Raw genomic sequence first — 16504 nt, forward strand, 5'->3', positions numbered from 1 at the left:
AGATTGATGTTGTTTATGTTGTTGATCATTGCGTTTTCGTCCCGGTTTTTTGAACAACATGGGCTCCGTGGCATTCAGCCCCATGGGGCGATAGCTCGGTAGAAAAACGTCGGCTCCGCAGCATTCAGCTCCGTAGGAGCGATAGCCTTCTCTACACTTCAATAAGCACCGAGCTCCAGGCGGCTACGGGGCTGTTGTTCATGATGAGTACTTTTTCGCCTTTTTGAAACAGGCCCGACTGAATGCCGGTCTGATAATTCAGGAAGATATCGCCTGCGCCGAGATGCCCGTACTGACTGAGGTTCACGGCACATACAGGAGATATTTTTATATCGAAGGCCGACTGGTAGTATTCATACGCGCGGGTAGAGATGTTCTGTAACAGGAAATGGCTCACCTGTTCCCGGGCGATGGCATTACGTTCCAGCAGGGTGTCGTTGATTTCTTTGAAGCGGTTTTTACTTTCGATGGCCAGTTCAAAACCGTATTTCCTTACGTCGCTGCATTCTTCTTTGTACTGGTCGGCGCTTTTGTTGCGGTATTCCAGTTTGAAGAGATCCCAGTAGTGGCCATTGGTCTGGATCATGATGTCGGTGATCTTGTGATCGCTGCTTTTGCTGATGAGCGCCGCGATGCCGCCATCGCCCAGGATGGTGACCGGGTTGCGGAAGCGGTAGCGCGAAAAGAGTTTGTTGCCATAGCAGATGAGCACATTGCTGGCCCTGCGGTTGGCGGTGAGGAAGTCGCGCGCGAGTTTCAAAGCCATGGAGCTGTCGGCGCAGCCGAGGTTGGATACTGCAAAGCTCACAGCGTTGGTGGCTTTGATATCACGTTGCAGGCGGGTGGCTTCGGAGCTGATGAACTGTTCGGGCATGCGGCTTTGCAGGTAGATGATCAGGTCGATAGCGGCGGGGTCGGTACCGCTTTCCTGCAAGAGTTTTTCGCTGGCGCCGAGCGCCAGTTCATAACTGCTGATATCGCCGGAATCGTATACGGTATTGATGCCGCAGGTATTGAAATAGGAGAGTTCTGTATCGTTAAAAGTTGCTTTCTCCGGCAGCTGTGCGATGGCTACCGGCGTTCCGGGCGTAAAGGTGCTGATGTGTTGTATGCCTGTCATAAGATAGCGTTTAAATGGGCGAAGCTGTGATCGGCGATGAGCAGCTGTTGCAGTTCTGATGATCCTTCGATGATCTCCATCACTTTTGCATCGCGGAAGTAACGTTGAATGGAGGCGCTGTCGTGGCAGCCCATGGCGCCATGCAGCTGTACGGCTTCTGCGGCGGCGCTGTTGGCGGTGCGCGAAGCGTGGTATTTGGCCAGCGATGTTTGAATGATGCTGTCAGGATCTTTTTTATCGCGCAGGTAGCCGGCGTTACGGCACAGGAGGGTGGCGGCTTTCACCTCGGTGACCATATTCGTGATCTTTTGTTTGATGAGCTGATGATCTTTGATGAGCTGACCAAAGGCATGACGCGTTTTCGCATAAGCGATGCTGTCTTCCAGGCAGGCCCGCGCAATGCCGAGCGAGCCGCAGGCCACGCTGTAGCGGCCATTGTCGAGCGCCGTGTTCACGATCTGTTGCAGGCCCCAGCCTTTGCGGCCGAAGATATTCTCCGCCGGCACAAAGCAATCCTGTAAATGTATTTCGCCCAACATAGAAGCGCGGGTGCCGAGGATGCCATCCAGCGGCTGCACGGAAAGGCCCGGCGTATCCCGTTCTACGAGGAAAGCCGTGATGCCTTGCGCGCCTTGTGCGATGATCACGAAGAGATGCGCCAGCTGCGAAAAGGTGATCCATTTCTTCACGCCATTGAGCACATAGCCGCCGATAGTTTCGGTGTAAGCCGTTTGGATGGCGGCGGTATCGCTGCCGGCGCCTGGCTCTGAAAGGCCGAAGGCTGCCAGCTTCTGGCCGGTGGCGAGCAAGGGCAGCCACTTCTCTTTCTGTTCGCGGGTGCCCCAGCGCAACAAGGTTTCGGCGGTGAGGGAGGAATGCACCGTGATGAGGCTGCGTGTGGAGGAACACGCGCGCCCGATCTCTTCGGTGAGCAAGCCGTAAGATACCTGGTCCATCTCCCGCCCGCCATAAGCGGCAGGCAGCGTAGCGCCCAGGTAGCCCGCCTCGCCCAGCTGCCGGATCAAAGTATCCGGAATGAAGCCCTGCCGGTCGTAATCGTTGGCATACGGCTGCAAGCTGCTTTGCACAAAGCTCCTGAACTCTTCGCGGAGCGACTGCTGCGTATGATTTAATGCGAGGTTCATGATGGTTTATCCTTTCTTTTTAAGAATAAATGCGCTGAGATTATCGACGGTCCTGAAATTGTCCAGGTTGAGGTCTTCATTCTCCACCGTAATATCAAAAGCCTGTTCCAGGAATACGACCAGTTCCAGCGCGAACAAAGAGTTCACCAGCCCGAGCTCGAAAATGTCGTCACTATCGGAGAAATGTACTTCTTCACCGATACGTTTCTGAAGGAATGCCTTGATGGTTTGCTGCGGACTTGTTTGTGTGGTGGTTGTCATATCGTATATGCTTTTGTTTGTTGATGAATAGGATTAGTTGAGATCATATTTGTAGAAGCCTTCTTTGCTCTTGCGGCCGTGCAAACCGGCGTCCACCATCTTTTTCAGCAGGGGCGCTGGCCTGAACTTGGTATCATTATAACTCGCGAAGAGTACATCGAGCGTGTAGAGGATCGTGTCAAGGCCAATCAGGTCGGCGGTTTCCAGCGGTCCCATTTTGTGGCCGAAGCATTCTTTGAATATCCGGTCGATATCCGGTGTGGTGGCTACGCCATCCTGCAAAGTGAAAATGGCTTCGTTGATGGTGAGCATCAACACGCGGTTGGATACGAAGCCTGGCAGGTCGTTCACTACCACGCCTTGCATCTTTACGGCGCCCAGCAATGCCAGCGTAGCATCGATGGTGGCGGTAGTGGTATGGTAGCCCCTGATCACTTCCACGGTAGGTTTCAGGTGCACCGGGTTCATGAAATGTATGCCCATCACCTGTTGTGGTTGCGGCAGGAAAGAGGCCAGGCGCGTAACGGATACGGCAGACGTGTTCACCGCCAGCAATGCATGATCTGCTACAACATCTTTCAACTGACGGTACAGCGTTTCTTTCTGCGCTATGTTCTCGGTGATATTCTCGATGATAAAATCTGCTGCACGGGCGGCAGAGAGGTCAGCGGTGAAAGTGATCTTGTCCAGTACGTTCACGGTGCTGGCGGATTTATGCAGCATCCGGTCCAGCCGCTCGATGTTGCGTATCTCTTTTTTTGCATGCGCCAGCGCTGCCTCGGAGATATCGATGAGCAGGATATTGAAATCGTACTTGGCAAACTGGTAGGCTACACCCTGGCCCATTACGCCTGCGCCTATTACCGCTATTGTTTTGATCGTCATAGTGTGGTATTTAGAATTGTACTCGTTTTGCTTTGGATGGTGTTTGTTTTAAAGAGGTCTGTTGATGTTTCGATATTACGGCTGCTTGTTCTATGATCGTGGGCTTGTCGAACAGGTCGCTTACTTTCAGCACATCGCCAAAGGATTCTTTGATCATACTGAGCATGTTGATGATACGCAAGCTGTTGCCGCCGATCTCGAAGAAATTATCAGTGGTGCTGATACGGTTTGTTTCCAGCACGGTTTCCCAAATTTGAAGGAGCTTCGTTTCGGTGGCATTGGCGGGCAGTACGCGCTCATCTTTGTGTTGGGCGGTATCCGGCGCTGGCAGCGCTTTCCGGTCGATCTTCTCATTACTGGTGAGCGGGAATTTCTCCATCACAATAAAATAAGATGGTATCATATAAGCCGGCAAGGTGATGGCGAGATGCGCGCGTAAAGCCGTTGCATCCAGCGCTTGCGGGCTTACCACATATGCGCAGAGGTACTTGTTGCCGCTGCCGTCGGTTTTATCCATCACCAGCGCCTGTTTGATGTCCGGATGTTTCATCAGCCTGGATTCTATCTCACCGAGTTCTATGCGGAAGCCGCGGATCTTGACCTGGTGGTCTTTACGGCCGATGAACTGAATATTGCCATCAGGCATCCATCGTGCGAGGTCGCCGCTATGATAGAGTTTTTGCCCCGGCTCAAATGGATTGTCCACAAATTTTTCGCTGGTGAGAGCAGGGTTATGGAGATAACCTCTTGCCAGCCCTTCGCCGGCGATGCACAGCTCTCCGGGGATACCTTCCGGCTGCAATTGCAGCTGCTCATTCACGATATAGATACGGGCATTGCGCAGCGGTTTGCCGATGGGCACATTCACGCCTCTGGGGTTGCCCGGCTCAAAACGGTAGCTGGTACAGTCTACCGCCGCCTCCGTAGGCCCGTAACCGTTAATGATCTCCATCTTCTCATTCAGCGTCATGTACTGCTGCAAGGTGGTATCCTTGATAGGCTCTACGCCTACAAACAGTTTGTTGAGCGCAATGCTGCCATGGCCCGACAGCGCCTTGTACAGCGGCTGTAAGAGAGAAGGCGGCACATAACAGAAAGTGATCTGTTGCTCCGTGATCACGCGGGCGAGCGATTGTACGTCATATACATTGTCCCTTTGCAGCAATACCAACCTGGCGCCATGTACCAGCGGAATGAATATTTCGATGATGCTGGCATCAAAAGAAATGTTGCTGAGGCTCAGACAGGCATCGCCCGGGCCAAAGCCGCTGCGGTAGTTGGCCGCATTGGCGGTAATGGTATTGTAGAAGGAATGGTGTTCTATCATCACGCCTTTCGGCTTGCCGGTGGAGCCGGACGTATAAATGATATAAGCAAGATCATTAGGATTCCTGACGTTTTTATAAGTGGCAGCCGGCGCTACTGATAATTCGTCCAATAATACCACCTGCGGCATGTACGACAAGCCCGCGGCATATTGCTTTTCGGTGATCACCAGCAATGCCTGGCTGTCTTCCAGCATATAGCGGATACGTTCTTCCGGGTATTCCGTGTCTACCGGCATCCAGGCGCCCCCTGCCTTGATAATGGCCAGCATGGCGGCGATCATGCCAACGGAGCGGCCGGTGTGTAAGGCGATGATACTATCGGCACGACAACCTTTGGCTACCAATATATCCGCTATGCGGCTCACCTGTTGTTCCAGCTCCCGGTACGTGAGGCGCATATCGCCGGATTGTACGGCAATATGATCCGGGTAGAGGTCCACGCTCATCTCAAACAATGCATAGAGATCTTTTGCAGGCGATGGATGTGCAGTTTGATTGTATTGCAAAATTTTCGCTTTCTCCTGCTCCGTGATGAGCACAATATCTTTCAGCAGGATATCAGGGTCTTCACTGATCTGTTCGAGGATGTGCAGGAAATGCCCCGCCAGTTTGGCGACGGTAGCGTTGGAATACAGCCTGGTGGCGTATTCTATGCATCCTTCCAATCCGTTATTGTTGCCGCTGATTTGCAGCGAGAGGTCCATTTTGGAGATGGTATGTTGTACCGGTATGGCCTTGAGCTGCAAACCTTGCCATTGCATCGTATCTTCCGAAGCAGCACGATAAGTGAACAGGTGATCGAACAGCGGGTTGCGGCTCATATCGCGGGTGATATCAAGATCATCGAGCAGGGTTTCAAAGGGATAATCCTGGTATTCGAAAGCGCGCAGCGACAGGTCTTTGATCTCCTGTAAGAACGCGCTGAACTTTTTGTCTGCTGCCGGGAGACCACGCAGGGGCAAGGTGTTCACGAACATGCCTAGCAAGGGTTGCACATCGGCGCTGGAGCGGCCGGACACCGGCGTGCCGATGATGATATCTTCCTGCCCGCTGTATTTCGACAACAGAATATTGTAGGCGGCGAGCATCACCATGAAGGTGGTGGCGCCGTTGCTGCTGCTGATCTGTTTTATGGCATTGCTCACCTGCTGCGGAATGGCAAAGGGATAGAGCGCGCCTTCATAGGACCGCAGCGGCGGCCGCACGAAGTCCGTGGGCATGTTGAGCGGTGTGGTCTCTTGCTCGAACTGCGACAACCAGAATTTTTTGGCTGGCTGCACGGTATCAGCGTGTAGCCATTGCTGTTGCCACACGGCGAAGTCGCGGGTTTGTATCTCAAGACCGGGCAGCGCGGCGCCGTTATAGGCGGCGGTGAGCTCGCGGAGGAGATTATCTATCGCCACGCCATCAGCGATGATGTGATGGAGGTCGAGCAGGAAGTATTGCCCCTTGCCGGTTTGTACGAGGCAAGCGCGGAACAGCGGTGCGCGGGTGAGGTCGAAGGGTTGCACGAAATCCTGTACAAACCTTTCCAGCTGGGCTTCTTCGCAGTGATGTGTTTCCAGGTCGAAGTCGATATGCTCCTGTATGATCTGTATTACTTCCCCTTGCCGGATGGCGAAGGCGGTGCGCAGTATCTCATGGCGGCGTACGAGCTGACGGATGGCATTGGTGAGTTGTGCGCTGTCTACTTTCCCTTCTATGGCATAGGCCGCGGGGATGTTATAATGTATGCCGGCGCCATCGATCTGGTTAAGGATAAACAGGCGCTTCTCCGCAGAAGATGCCGGGTACCAGGCCGCAGGAGCGGCTTTCGGGATATGCCGGCTGGCAGCAGGCATACTTTGTTGCAGGAAGGCGGCCATCTCGCGCAGGCCCGGCGTGGTGAATATCTGGCGGATGCTGATATCGGTCTGGAAATGTTTGTGGATGAGCGCTGCGAGCTGCACTGCTTTGAGCGAGTGACCGCCGAGCTCAAAGAAATGATCGTTTAGCCCTACCCGTTGTACATGCAGCAGTTCCACCCACAATGCGGCGAGTTGCTTTTCTGTGGCGGTTTCCGGCGCTTCGTAGCTGGCGGCCGACAGCAGGGTATCTTCGGGCAGCGGCAGTTTGCTACGGTCGGTTTTGCCATTGCTGGTGAGCGGGAAATGATCCATCACGATGAAGAAGGCAGGCACCATATAATCCGGCAGGAAGGCAGACAGATGTTTTCGTAGGTCCGTAGCTGTTATATGGCTGCCGGCCGCTACGTAGGCGCAGAGGTAACGGTCGCCGGAGCGGTCTTCCCGGTCTATCACGAGCACATCTTTCACTTCGGGATGGGCCATGAGCTTGTTTTCTATCTCTCCCAGCTCGATGCGGAAGCCGCGTATCTTCACCTGGTGGTCGATCCTGCCAAGGTATTCAAACTCGCCATTGGGGAGCATCCTGGCGAGGTCGCCGGTGCGGTAGAGTTTTTGCCCGGGCCGGAAAGGATGATCGATAAAACGTTCGGCAGTGAGTGCCGGGCGGTTCAGGTATCCTCTGGCCAGTCCTGCACCGGCTACATGCAGTTCCCCTGCGGCGCCTGGCGGCGTCAGCTGACGGTCTTTATCCAGCAGCAGCATCGATAAGGTAGGAATAGGCTTGCCGATGTTGCTGACATTGGTATCAATTTCCTGTTGCGTAATTTCTTTATAAGTCACATGCACCGTTGTTTCAGTAATGCCGTACATGTTAATGAGGCGGCAAGCGGGATATTGCGCATGCCATGCTTTGAGCTTTCCGGGTTTGAGGGCTTCGCCGCCAAAGATGACGTAACGCAGTGCCAGCGCGGTATCCGGCTGTTCCCCTGCGGCGCTGATGAGTTGATAGAAAGCGCCCGGCGTTTGGTTGAGCACCGTCACCTGTTGTTGTTGCAGCAATTGTAAAAACTCCCGCGCATTTTGTGCCACCGTTTTCGGAATGAGCACCAGTTTGCCGCCATATAATAAAGCGCCATACATCTCCCAAACGGAGAAGTCGAAGCAATAGGAGTGGAACAGCGTCCAGGTATCGTTTTCGGAAAAGTCAAAAAGGTTTTTATCATTGAACAGCAGGCGCACTACGTTGCGGTGCGTGATCATCGCGCCTTTTGGCTGACCGGTAGAACCGGAAGTATAGATGATATACGCCAGATCGTCTGCTGACGTTTGCACTGGCGCAAACGTTTGTGCCGGCAATTGATCTACATACAGCCTGCTGCCCTGGAATGCTTGATCAATAGCAGAATGGGAGATGAGCAGCGGGGTATTGCTATCTTCCAGCATATAGCTGATACGGTCCTGCGGATAATCGGGATCGATGGGCAGGTAGGCGGCGCCGGCTTTTAGTATACCCATTAAGGTGATGATCATGTCCATGCCGCGGGGCAGCAATACGGCCACCACAGGATTATGTACACCCGGTAAAGCGGCTTGTATGGCGGCTGCCACGCGATTGGCTTTTTCGTTCAGGGTCTGGTAGCTCATCTCTTCTTCTCCCCACACCAAAGCCGTACGCTGCGGATGCCGCTGCACCTGTGTTTCAAACAGCTGGTGCAGGGTAGCCTGTTGCGGGTAAGTTGCATCGTTATCGTCACCCAGCAAATCCGCCTGTTCTGTTTTGTCCAGTATATTGAGTTGAGACAGTAACTCATCCGGCGTTGCGGCGATCGCCTCCAACAGGTTCCGGTAACGTTGCAGGAAACTTTCTGCCGTCGCGGTTTCGAAGAGATCGGTGCTGTATTCGAGGTTCAGGATGATATGCTCCTTCGTTCTGGCAGCATCCAGCAGGAGGTCGAACTTGGCGATATCGTAAAGGCCTGGTACTGGCTCCAGCAGGGCATCTCCGAGGGTGAGCGGCACTGTTTCATCATGGATGAAAGAGAACATCACATCGAAGAGCGGGTTGCGGCTCATATCCCTTTTGAGATCGAGTTGTTCGATGAGCAGTTCAAAAGGATAATCCTGGTGTTTGAGCGCTTCCACGCTGGTTTTGCTGACCTCCGACAAAAAGCTCTTGAACGTTTTATCGCCTGCCGGGAAAGTGCGAATGGCGAGCGTATTGATGAACACGCCCATGATGTTGTTCAGCTCTGCGCGGGTACGGCCAGCCACCGGCGTGCCGGTAATGATGTCGTTGTTACCGGCATATTTATAGAGCAATACGTTGAAAGCCGCCAGCAGCAATTGGTTGAGCGTGCTGCCTGCGGATACGGCCAGCTGTTCCAGCTGTGTGCTGAGGGCCGTATCGATGATATGATACAAACGTTTGCCATTGAAAGTTTTCTGTGCGGGCCGCGGGAAATCCGTTTGCAAACTGAGCACCGGCACTTCGCCGGCCAGCTGTTGCCGCCAGTATTGCTCCTGTTCTTTCAGCGCGCCTGTTTTGAGCAGTTGCTGCTGCCATACGGAGAAGTCCTTGTACTGGATCTTCACCGGTTCCAGTGGAATATCATTATAAAGGCGGATCAGCTCAGACGTGAAGAGGTTGGAAGAAACCGCATCGGAGATGATATGATGCATATCGAAGATGAACAGCTGTTCACCGTCTTCAAATTCGTATAGGTGTGCCCGTAATAATGGCGGCGCGGCCAGGTCGAACGTTTGCACAAAATCACGCAGCAGTTGTTCCTGTTCGCTTGCCAGTGCTTTGCTGTGGCCGATGCTGAAGGGAACTGCTGTTTTGATCACCTGTATAGGCGTGCCGTCTTTCATGATGAAGGCGGTGCGCAGGGCTTCGTGGCGCTGGATGAGCGCAGCAAAGCAGCGTTCCAGTTTCGGAAGGTCGATCTGCCCTTTGATGCGGAAGGCCTGCGGCATGTTATAGCTGTTCTGCGAGCCTTCGATCTGGTGCAGCAGGTACAGGCGCTTTTGCGACGATGATTGCGGGTAATGCGGCCGCGCCGGCGCTGGCAGCAGCGGGGTAGCCTGCTCTTTCTGTTGCCGGTCGATAAACGCGGCCTGTTCTTTCACGGTTGGCCGGGTAAAGAAGATATTGAGCGGCACGTTTACCTGGAAGAGCTGGAAGATGCGGGCTACGGCGTTCACTGCTTTGAGCGAGTGGCCGCCGAGCTCAAAGAAATGATCGTTTAGCCCTACCCGTTGTACATGCAGCAGTTCCACCCACAATGCGGCGAGTTGCTTTTCTGTGGCGGTTTCCGGCGCTTCGTAGCTGGCGGCCGATAGCAGGGTATCTTCGGGCAGCGGCAGTTTGCTACGGTCGGTTTTGCCATTGCTGGTGAGCGGGAAATGATCCATCACGATGAAGAAGGCAGGCACCATATAATCCGGCAGGAAGGCAGACAGATGTTTTCGTAGGTCCGTAGCTGTTATATGGCTGCCGGCCGCTACGTAGGCGCAGAGGTAACGGTCGCCGGAGCGGTCTTCCCGGTCTATCACGAGCACATCTTTCACTTCGGGATGGGCCATGAGCTTGTTTTCTATCTCTCCCAGCTCGATGCGGAAGCCGCGTATCTTCACCTGGTGGTCGATCCTGCCAAGGTATTCAAACTCGCCATTGGGGAGCATCCTGGCGAGGTCGCCGGTGCGGTAGAGTTTTTGCCCGGGCCGGAAAGGATGATCGATAAAACGTTCGGCAGTGAGTGCCGGGCGGTTCAGGTATCCTCTGGCCAGTCCTGCACCGGCTACATGCAGTTCCCCTGCGGCGCCTGGCGGCGTCAGCTGACGGTCTTTATCCAGCAGCAGCATCGATAAGGTAGGAATAGGCTTGCCGATGTTGCTGACATTGGTATCAATTTCCTGTTGCGTAATTTCTTTATAAGTCACATGCACCGTTGTTTCAGTAATGCCGTACATGTTAATGAGGCGGCAAGCGGGATATTGCGCATGCCATGCTTTGAGCTTTCCGGGTTTGAGGGCTTCGCCGCCAAAGATGACGTAACGCAGTGCCAGCGCGGTATCCGGCTGTTCCCCTGCGGCGCTGATGAGTTGATAGAAAGCGCCCGGCGTTTGGTTGAGCACCGTCACCTGTTGTTGTTGCAGCAATTGTAAAAACTCCCGCGCATTTTGTGCCACCGTTTTCGGAATGAGCACCAGTTTGCCGCCATATAATAAAGCGCCATACATCTCCCAAACGGAGAAGTCGAAGCAATAGGAGTGGAACAGCGTCCAGGTATCGTTTTCGGAAAAGTCAAAAAGGTTTTTATCATTGAACAGCAGGCGCACTACGTTGCGGTGCGTGATCATCGCGCCTTTTGGCTGACCGGTAGAACCGGAAGTATAGATGATATACGCCAGATCGTCTGCTGACGTTTGCACTGGCGCAAACGTTTGTGCCGGCAATTGATCTACATACAGCCTGCTGCCCTGGAATGCTTGATCAATAGCAGAATGGGAGATGAGCAGCGGGGTATTGCTATCTTCCAGCATATAGCTGATACGGTCCTGCGGATAATCGGGATCGATGGGCAGGTAGGCGGCGCCGGCTTTTAGTATACCCATTAAGGTGATGATCATGTCCATGCCGCGGGGCAGCAATACGGCCACCACAGGATTATGTACACCCGGTAAAGCGGCTTGTATGGCGGCTGCCACGCGATTGGCTTTTTCGTTCAGGGTCTGGTAGCTCATCTCTTCTTCTCCCCACACCAAAGCCGTACGCTGCGGATGCCGTTGTACCTGTGTTTCAAACAGCTGGTGCAGGGTAGCCTCTTGCGGATAGGCGGCATCGTTATCGTCACCCAGCAATGCCGCCTGTTCTGTTTCGTCCAGCACCTGTAACTGCGAGAGTAACTGGTTGGGCCTGGCCACGATGGCGCGCAGCAGCTGATGGTAGCGTTGCAGGACGCCTTCTGCCGTATCAGCGGTGAAGAGATCGCTGCTGTATTCGAGGTTCAGGAATATGCCATGACGCGTACGGATCGCTTCCAGCAGCATATCGAACTTGGCAGTGTCGTATATCTCGCTTTCCGGCTCCAGCAGGGCATCTCCCAATGTTAAACTGATATTGTCTTCATGGATGAAAGAAAACATCACGTCAAACAGCGGATTACGGCTGCTATCTCTTCTTATATTCAGCTTGTCTATCAATAATTCAAATGGATAGTCCTGATGTTTGAGCCCCTCAATGCTGGCCTGGCTCACCTCTGCGAGAAATGCGGGGAAGGTTTTATCGCCCTTCGGAAAAGCACGGATGGCGAGCGTATTGATGAACACGCCCATCACTTTTTCCAGTTCTGCATGGGTGCGGCCAGCCACCGGCGTACCGGTAACGATATCTTCATTGCCCGCATATTTATATTGCAACACCTTGAAAGCCGCCAGCAGCAATTGATTCAGCGTGCTGCCGAGGGATGTGGCCAGCTGCTCCAGACGTGTGCAGGTGGCTTCATCGATCGCACTGTAGCAACGCCCGCCCTGGAATGTTTTCTGCGCAGGCCGCGGGAAATCGGTTTGCAGGTTGAGCACCGGCACTTCATCGGCAAACTGTTGCAACCAGTACTGTTCCTGCTCTTTGAAGGCGCCAGTGTTTAACAGCTCATGCTGCCACACCGCGAAATCTTTGTACTGGATGCTCAAGGGCTCCAGCGTTTCGCCCTGGTATAGGCGCGCCAGCTCTTCGGTGAAGAGGGCGGCCGACATCCCGTCTGAAATAATATGGTGAATATCGTAGATGAAATATTGCTCGCCATCTTCAAATTCGTATAGGTGTGCCCGTAGTAATGGCGGCGTAGCGAGATCAAAGGTACGGACGAAGTCGCGCAGCAGCTGCTGTTTATCGGCCTTCAATGCTTTGCTGTAGCCGATCCGGAAAGGTACGGCCGCTTTGATGAGCTGCACCGGCATACCATCTCTCATCTCGAAAGCGGTGCGGAAAGCCTCATGCCGCTTGATCAGCGCGAGGAAGCTGTCTTCCAGCCTTTTCATATCCAGTTGCCCTTTGATACGGAAAGCACGGGGGATATTATAACTGTTCTTTGAGCCTTCGGCCTGGTGCAGCAGGTAATGCCGTTTTTGCGAAGACGATTGCGGATGGTAGTCCCGCTCCGGCGCTTTCGTGATATCCGCTACAGTACTGGATTGCCGCGCCTCCATCAGCGCAGCGATATCTTTTAGCTGCGCCGCGCGGAATACCTCGCTGAATAGCAGACGGATACCTGTTTTTTTGAAGATGAGGTTGATGAACTTCCCTACTTTCAAACTGTGGCCGCCCAGCTGGAAGAAATTATCGGTGATACTGATCTGTTGCAGCCCGAGCAACTGTTGCCATACTTCTGCAATAGCTTTCTCATAGGCCGTTTCAGGGGCGGTATAAGTTTTTGCCGTTTCTTCTTTTACATCGGCGAGCAGTTTGCGTTTATCTACTTTACCGTTGATGGTAAGCGGTATTTCGGATAATAATATAATACGATCGGGTATCAGGAAGTGTGGTACACGCACTTCGAGGAAGGCGTGGAGATCGGCGCCGGTAATGGTTTTCGCTGGTACTACAAAAGCATACAATACTTTTTCGTTGCGGCTGATCTCTTTTACCACCACGCTCACGTTCTGCACCTCAGGGTGTTGCGCCAGCACGGCTTCTATCTCTCCCGGCTCTATACGGTGGCCCCTGATCTTCACCTGGTCGTCGGCGCGGCCCAGGTATTCGATATTGCCATCGGAGAGCCAGCGGCCTACGTCGCCACTGCGGTAGAGGCGTTCGCCCGGCTCAAAGGGAGAGGGGATGAACTTTTCGGCAGTGAGCACGGGATTGTTGAGATAGCCTTTCGCCAGGCCGGCGCCGGCAATATATATTTCGCCGGGAACGCCATAAGGCAGCAGCTGGCGGTGCTGATCGAGGATATATACCTGCATGTTGCCGATCGCTTTACCGATCGGTACATTGCGGTTGATGTTGGCGGTTTCTTTGAAGACGGTGGTACATACCGAACACTCCGTAGGTCCGTAAGCGTTATAGTACTCCTGGTCGTCGCGCAGGTGCAGCTCCGAACGAGGGATGGCCGGCTCGCCGGCCGTTACAAGCGCCCGCACGGGCGCCAGGGCCGCCTTGTTCAGGTTACGCAGGTAGGAGGGCGGCAATATCAGGTAAGCAATACGGTGCGCTTCCAGGAAGCTGGCGAAGCTGTCGTAATCCGTGATGGTATCTTTAGAAACGGGGTACAGCGCTGCGCCGGAGAAGAGGGCGATGAATATTTCCAATACGGAGCCATCGAACGACAGAGAGGCAAATTGCAGACAATGTTCCTCTGGCCGTACCCTGATCTCCTGTTCATATTCCACTACTACGTTCACCGCGCCGCTATGCCTGATCACGGCGCCTTTGGGCTTGCCGGTGGAGCCGCTGGTGTAGATGATATAACTGATATCATCGGAAGTGTTCACCGGTTCCGGGTTCTGCACCGCGTGGGAATCGCCCTGCCATTCATCTATCATCCATACTTCTCCGCTGAATGCAGGCACGCCGAAGCGGCTTTCTGTGATCAGCAGCCTGGCGCCGGAATCCGCCAGGGTGAAGCGTTTGCGTTCATCGGGGTAATCGGGGTCGATGGGCAGGTAAGCCGCGCCCGATTTCAGGATGCCCAATATGGTAATGATGGCCGTATCTGATTTCGGGACCATCATCGCAATAATTTCGTTGGGGCGTACCCGGTAGTGTTCCCGCAGGTGATGCGCCAGCTGGTTGGCGGCCGCATTCAGTTCTGTATAAGTGTAGCGGCGGCCTTCAAATACAAGCGCGGGCTGATCGGGATATTGTTGCACGGCGGCCTCAAAGCGCGATACCAGCGTGCCGCTGTGCGTGATGCCGCCAGCGGGCTTGCGCAGTAGCGCTTCCCTTGTAGCCGGCGTCACTAAAGGCACTTCGCCGATCGCCTGCTCCGGCGCGCTGACCAGCGCGTGCAATAGTAAGCGGAACTGTTGCAGGAATTGATCGATATAATATTCGTCCCAGTGGCCGGTATTGAAATCAAAATCAATCTGGATGTCATCGTCCGACTGGCATTCTCTAACGAAGATGCCCAGCGGTGTTTTTTCTGCGCGGTGATGCAATCCTTTGACTTCCGTTTCAAAGCCGTTGAACAGAAGCGACTGGCTCTGTTTCTCAAACGACAGCGAGATATCGAAGAGGGTAAGTGTTTCCGGTTCTTTTGTCTTTACAATGCGGATGATCTCATCCATCGGGAAACGTTGATGGACAAGGTCTTTCAGGAATGTGTTCCTGATCTGCGGCAGCAGCGCTTTGAACGTGAGCGTGTTTTCAAACTGCATGCGGAATGGCATGATACCCACAAAATTGCCGGGTGTTTGTAAGAAAACATCGTTGGACCTGTTGAGTACAGGTACGCCCATTACGAGGTCGTCTACCTGTTGTATACGGGAGAAATAGACGTAGCATATACCGAGGAAAACATGGAAGGTGGTGACCTTGTTATCCGCTGCCAGCTGGCGTATGGATTGATAGAACGATTGGTCTATAACTTCCGTTCTGCGTACGCTTTGCAGCAGCAGTTCTTCTTTTTTGCCATCGCGGATACCGGCGGACAATGGCGGCGGGATGGTAGCAAATCTTTCCTGCCAGTATTGTTCGTCGGCTTTGAATGCTTCAGAGCGCGTATAGGCTTCATCTTCGCGGATATAGGCGGCATAGGAGCCGGCGGCGGTCATGGCAGCTGTTGCGCCTTTTGCGAGCGATTCATATATAGCCGCGAGATGATGTACCAGCACGGCGGTGCCCCATCCGTCGGTAAGGGTATGATGCACTTTGGCGTACCAGTAAAAGGAGTTATCTGCTTGCTTGAGTAATGTAAAGGCGTATAATTTATTTTCTGCGAAAGGCAGTGGTATGGCGGTTTCGCGTTCCATCCATTCCATGCAGGCCTGTTGGCTGTCGGGCTGTCCGGAGAGATCGATATACATGAGCGGATAAGCTTGCGCAGCATCATATGCAGGCATACTTAAACGGGGTATGCCATCAATTTCACTGAAAACGGAACGAAGGGCATCGTGCTGTGCAATCAATATGTTGAGGGCGTTCTCAAATAATGGCGCCTCAATATTTCCGCGTATATGTGTATAGAAACATACGTTATACAGGGCGGAATGAGGAAATAGCTTCTGATCAAACCAGATCACTCTTTGGTTAGCAGGAAGAAAAAACATAGCTTAATATTTGACACAATGACTTTAATGGTATACCTGTAAATGCATGGGCTGAAGTATGCAGTCAGCATTACGCATGAGTATTTCGTTGTTTAATAAGTTGACATTCACCCTACAAGAGGCGTTCAGCTTTCGTTGTAAACGGTATTAATTTTTCTCAATTAGCGAAACAGGGCATAGGTGCTAAAAAGGCGCTAACAACCGTATTTGTTCTCGGAACAAACAGGCATCAATTTAACATCATGATTTAAAAAATCTTATTGTAATGGTCTGTTGCTTTTGTGGGGGCAGCAGGCTGCTTACAAAAAGAGTAGAATGGCGTCGAGGTCCTGAATTACCGGGTTTCTGCTTTCATTCGTTGTGATTTTTGACAATAAAAGTTTCTCAAAATCTAAGTTGACCTTATGCTTCGTGGTGAGGGCAACAACAATCAACCTGCATGTCCGTTTTGAAAATAAACGCTTACCAAAACGCGGATAGTATTTTGCCGTTTAAAGGTATAATATTTTTATCGAAAAAAAATACCGGAGATTTACGGATTTTTTGATTTGCGGATTTTTTGATTGATGAGCACTGCTGTTGTATTACAAATCAGGAAATCCGTAAAACAAGAAATCCGCAAATTTCCTATGTTTGTAAGTCTAA

5 protein-coding genes are annotated in these 16504 nt (G+C 52.9%); all 5 read right to left on the reverse strand.

Annotated elements, in window-relative coordinates; all coding sequences use genetic code 11:
* Positions 1–151: 151 nt before the first annotated feature.
* Genes FPG75_RS06235 through FPG75_RS06255 form a run of 5 tightly spaced genes read right to left on the reverse strand, consistent with a single transcriptional unit; the run spans position 152 to position 15859 of the window.
* Positions 152–1120 (reverse strand): ketoacyl-ACP synthase III family protein, encoded by a 969-nt coding sequence (locus FPG75_RS06235; RefSeq protein WP_143305904.1) that lies wholly within the window; start codon positions 1118–1120, stop codon positions 152–154.
* A complete protein-coding gene (locus FPG75_RS06240; protein WP_143305905.1) occupies positions 1117–2265 on the reverse strand; it encodes an acyl-CoA dehydrogenase family protein in 1149 nt (382 codons plus the stop codon). The genes FPG75_RS06235 and FPG75_RS06240 overlap by 4 nt, the downstream gene beginning before the upstream one ends.
* 6 nt (positions 2266–2271) lie before the next feature.
* The gene (locus FPG75_RS06245) at positions 2272–2526 is read right to left on the reverse strand and encodes an acyl carrier protein (RefSeq protein WP_143305906.1); all 255 of its coding nucleotides are present in this window, start codon (positions 2524–2526) and stop codon (positions 2272–2274) included.
* A 33-nt stretch (positions 2527–2559) separates the two neighbouring features.
* The gene (locus FPG75_RS06250) at positions 2560–3411 is read right to left on the reverse strand and encodes a 3-hydroxyacyl-CoA dehydrogenase family protein (RefSeq protein WP_143305907.1); all 852 of its coding nucleotides are present in this window, start codon (positions 3409–3411) and stop codon (positions 2560–2562) included.
* Between the two features lie 10 nt (positions 3412–3421).
* The gene (locus tag FPG75_RS06255; protein ID WP_143305908.1) at positions 3422–15859 is read right to left on the reverse strand and encodes a non-ribosomal peptide synthetase; all 12438 of its coding nucleotides are present in this window, start codon (positions 15857–15859) and stop codon (positions 3422–3424) included.
* Between the last annotated feature and the right edge of the window lie 645 nt (positions 15860–16504).

The sequence above is a fragment of the Chitinophaga vietnamensis genome (assembly GCF_902167635.1).
Lineage (GTDB): Bacteria > Bacteroidota > Bacteroidia > Chitinophagales > Chitinophagaceae > Chitinophaga > Chitinophaga vietnamensis.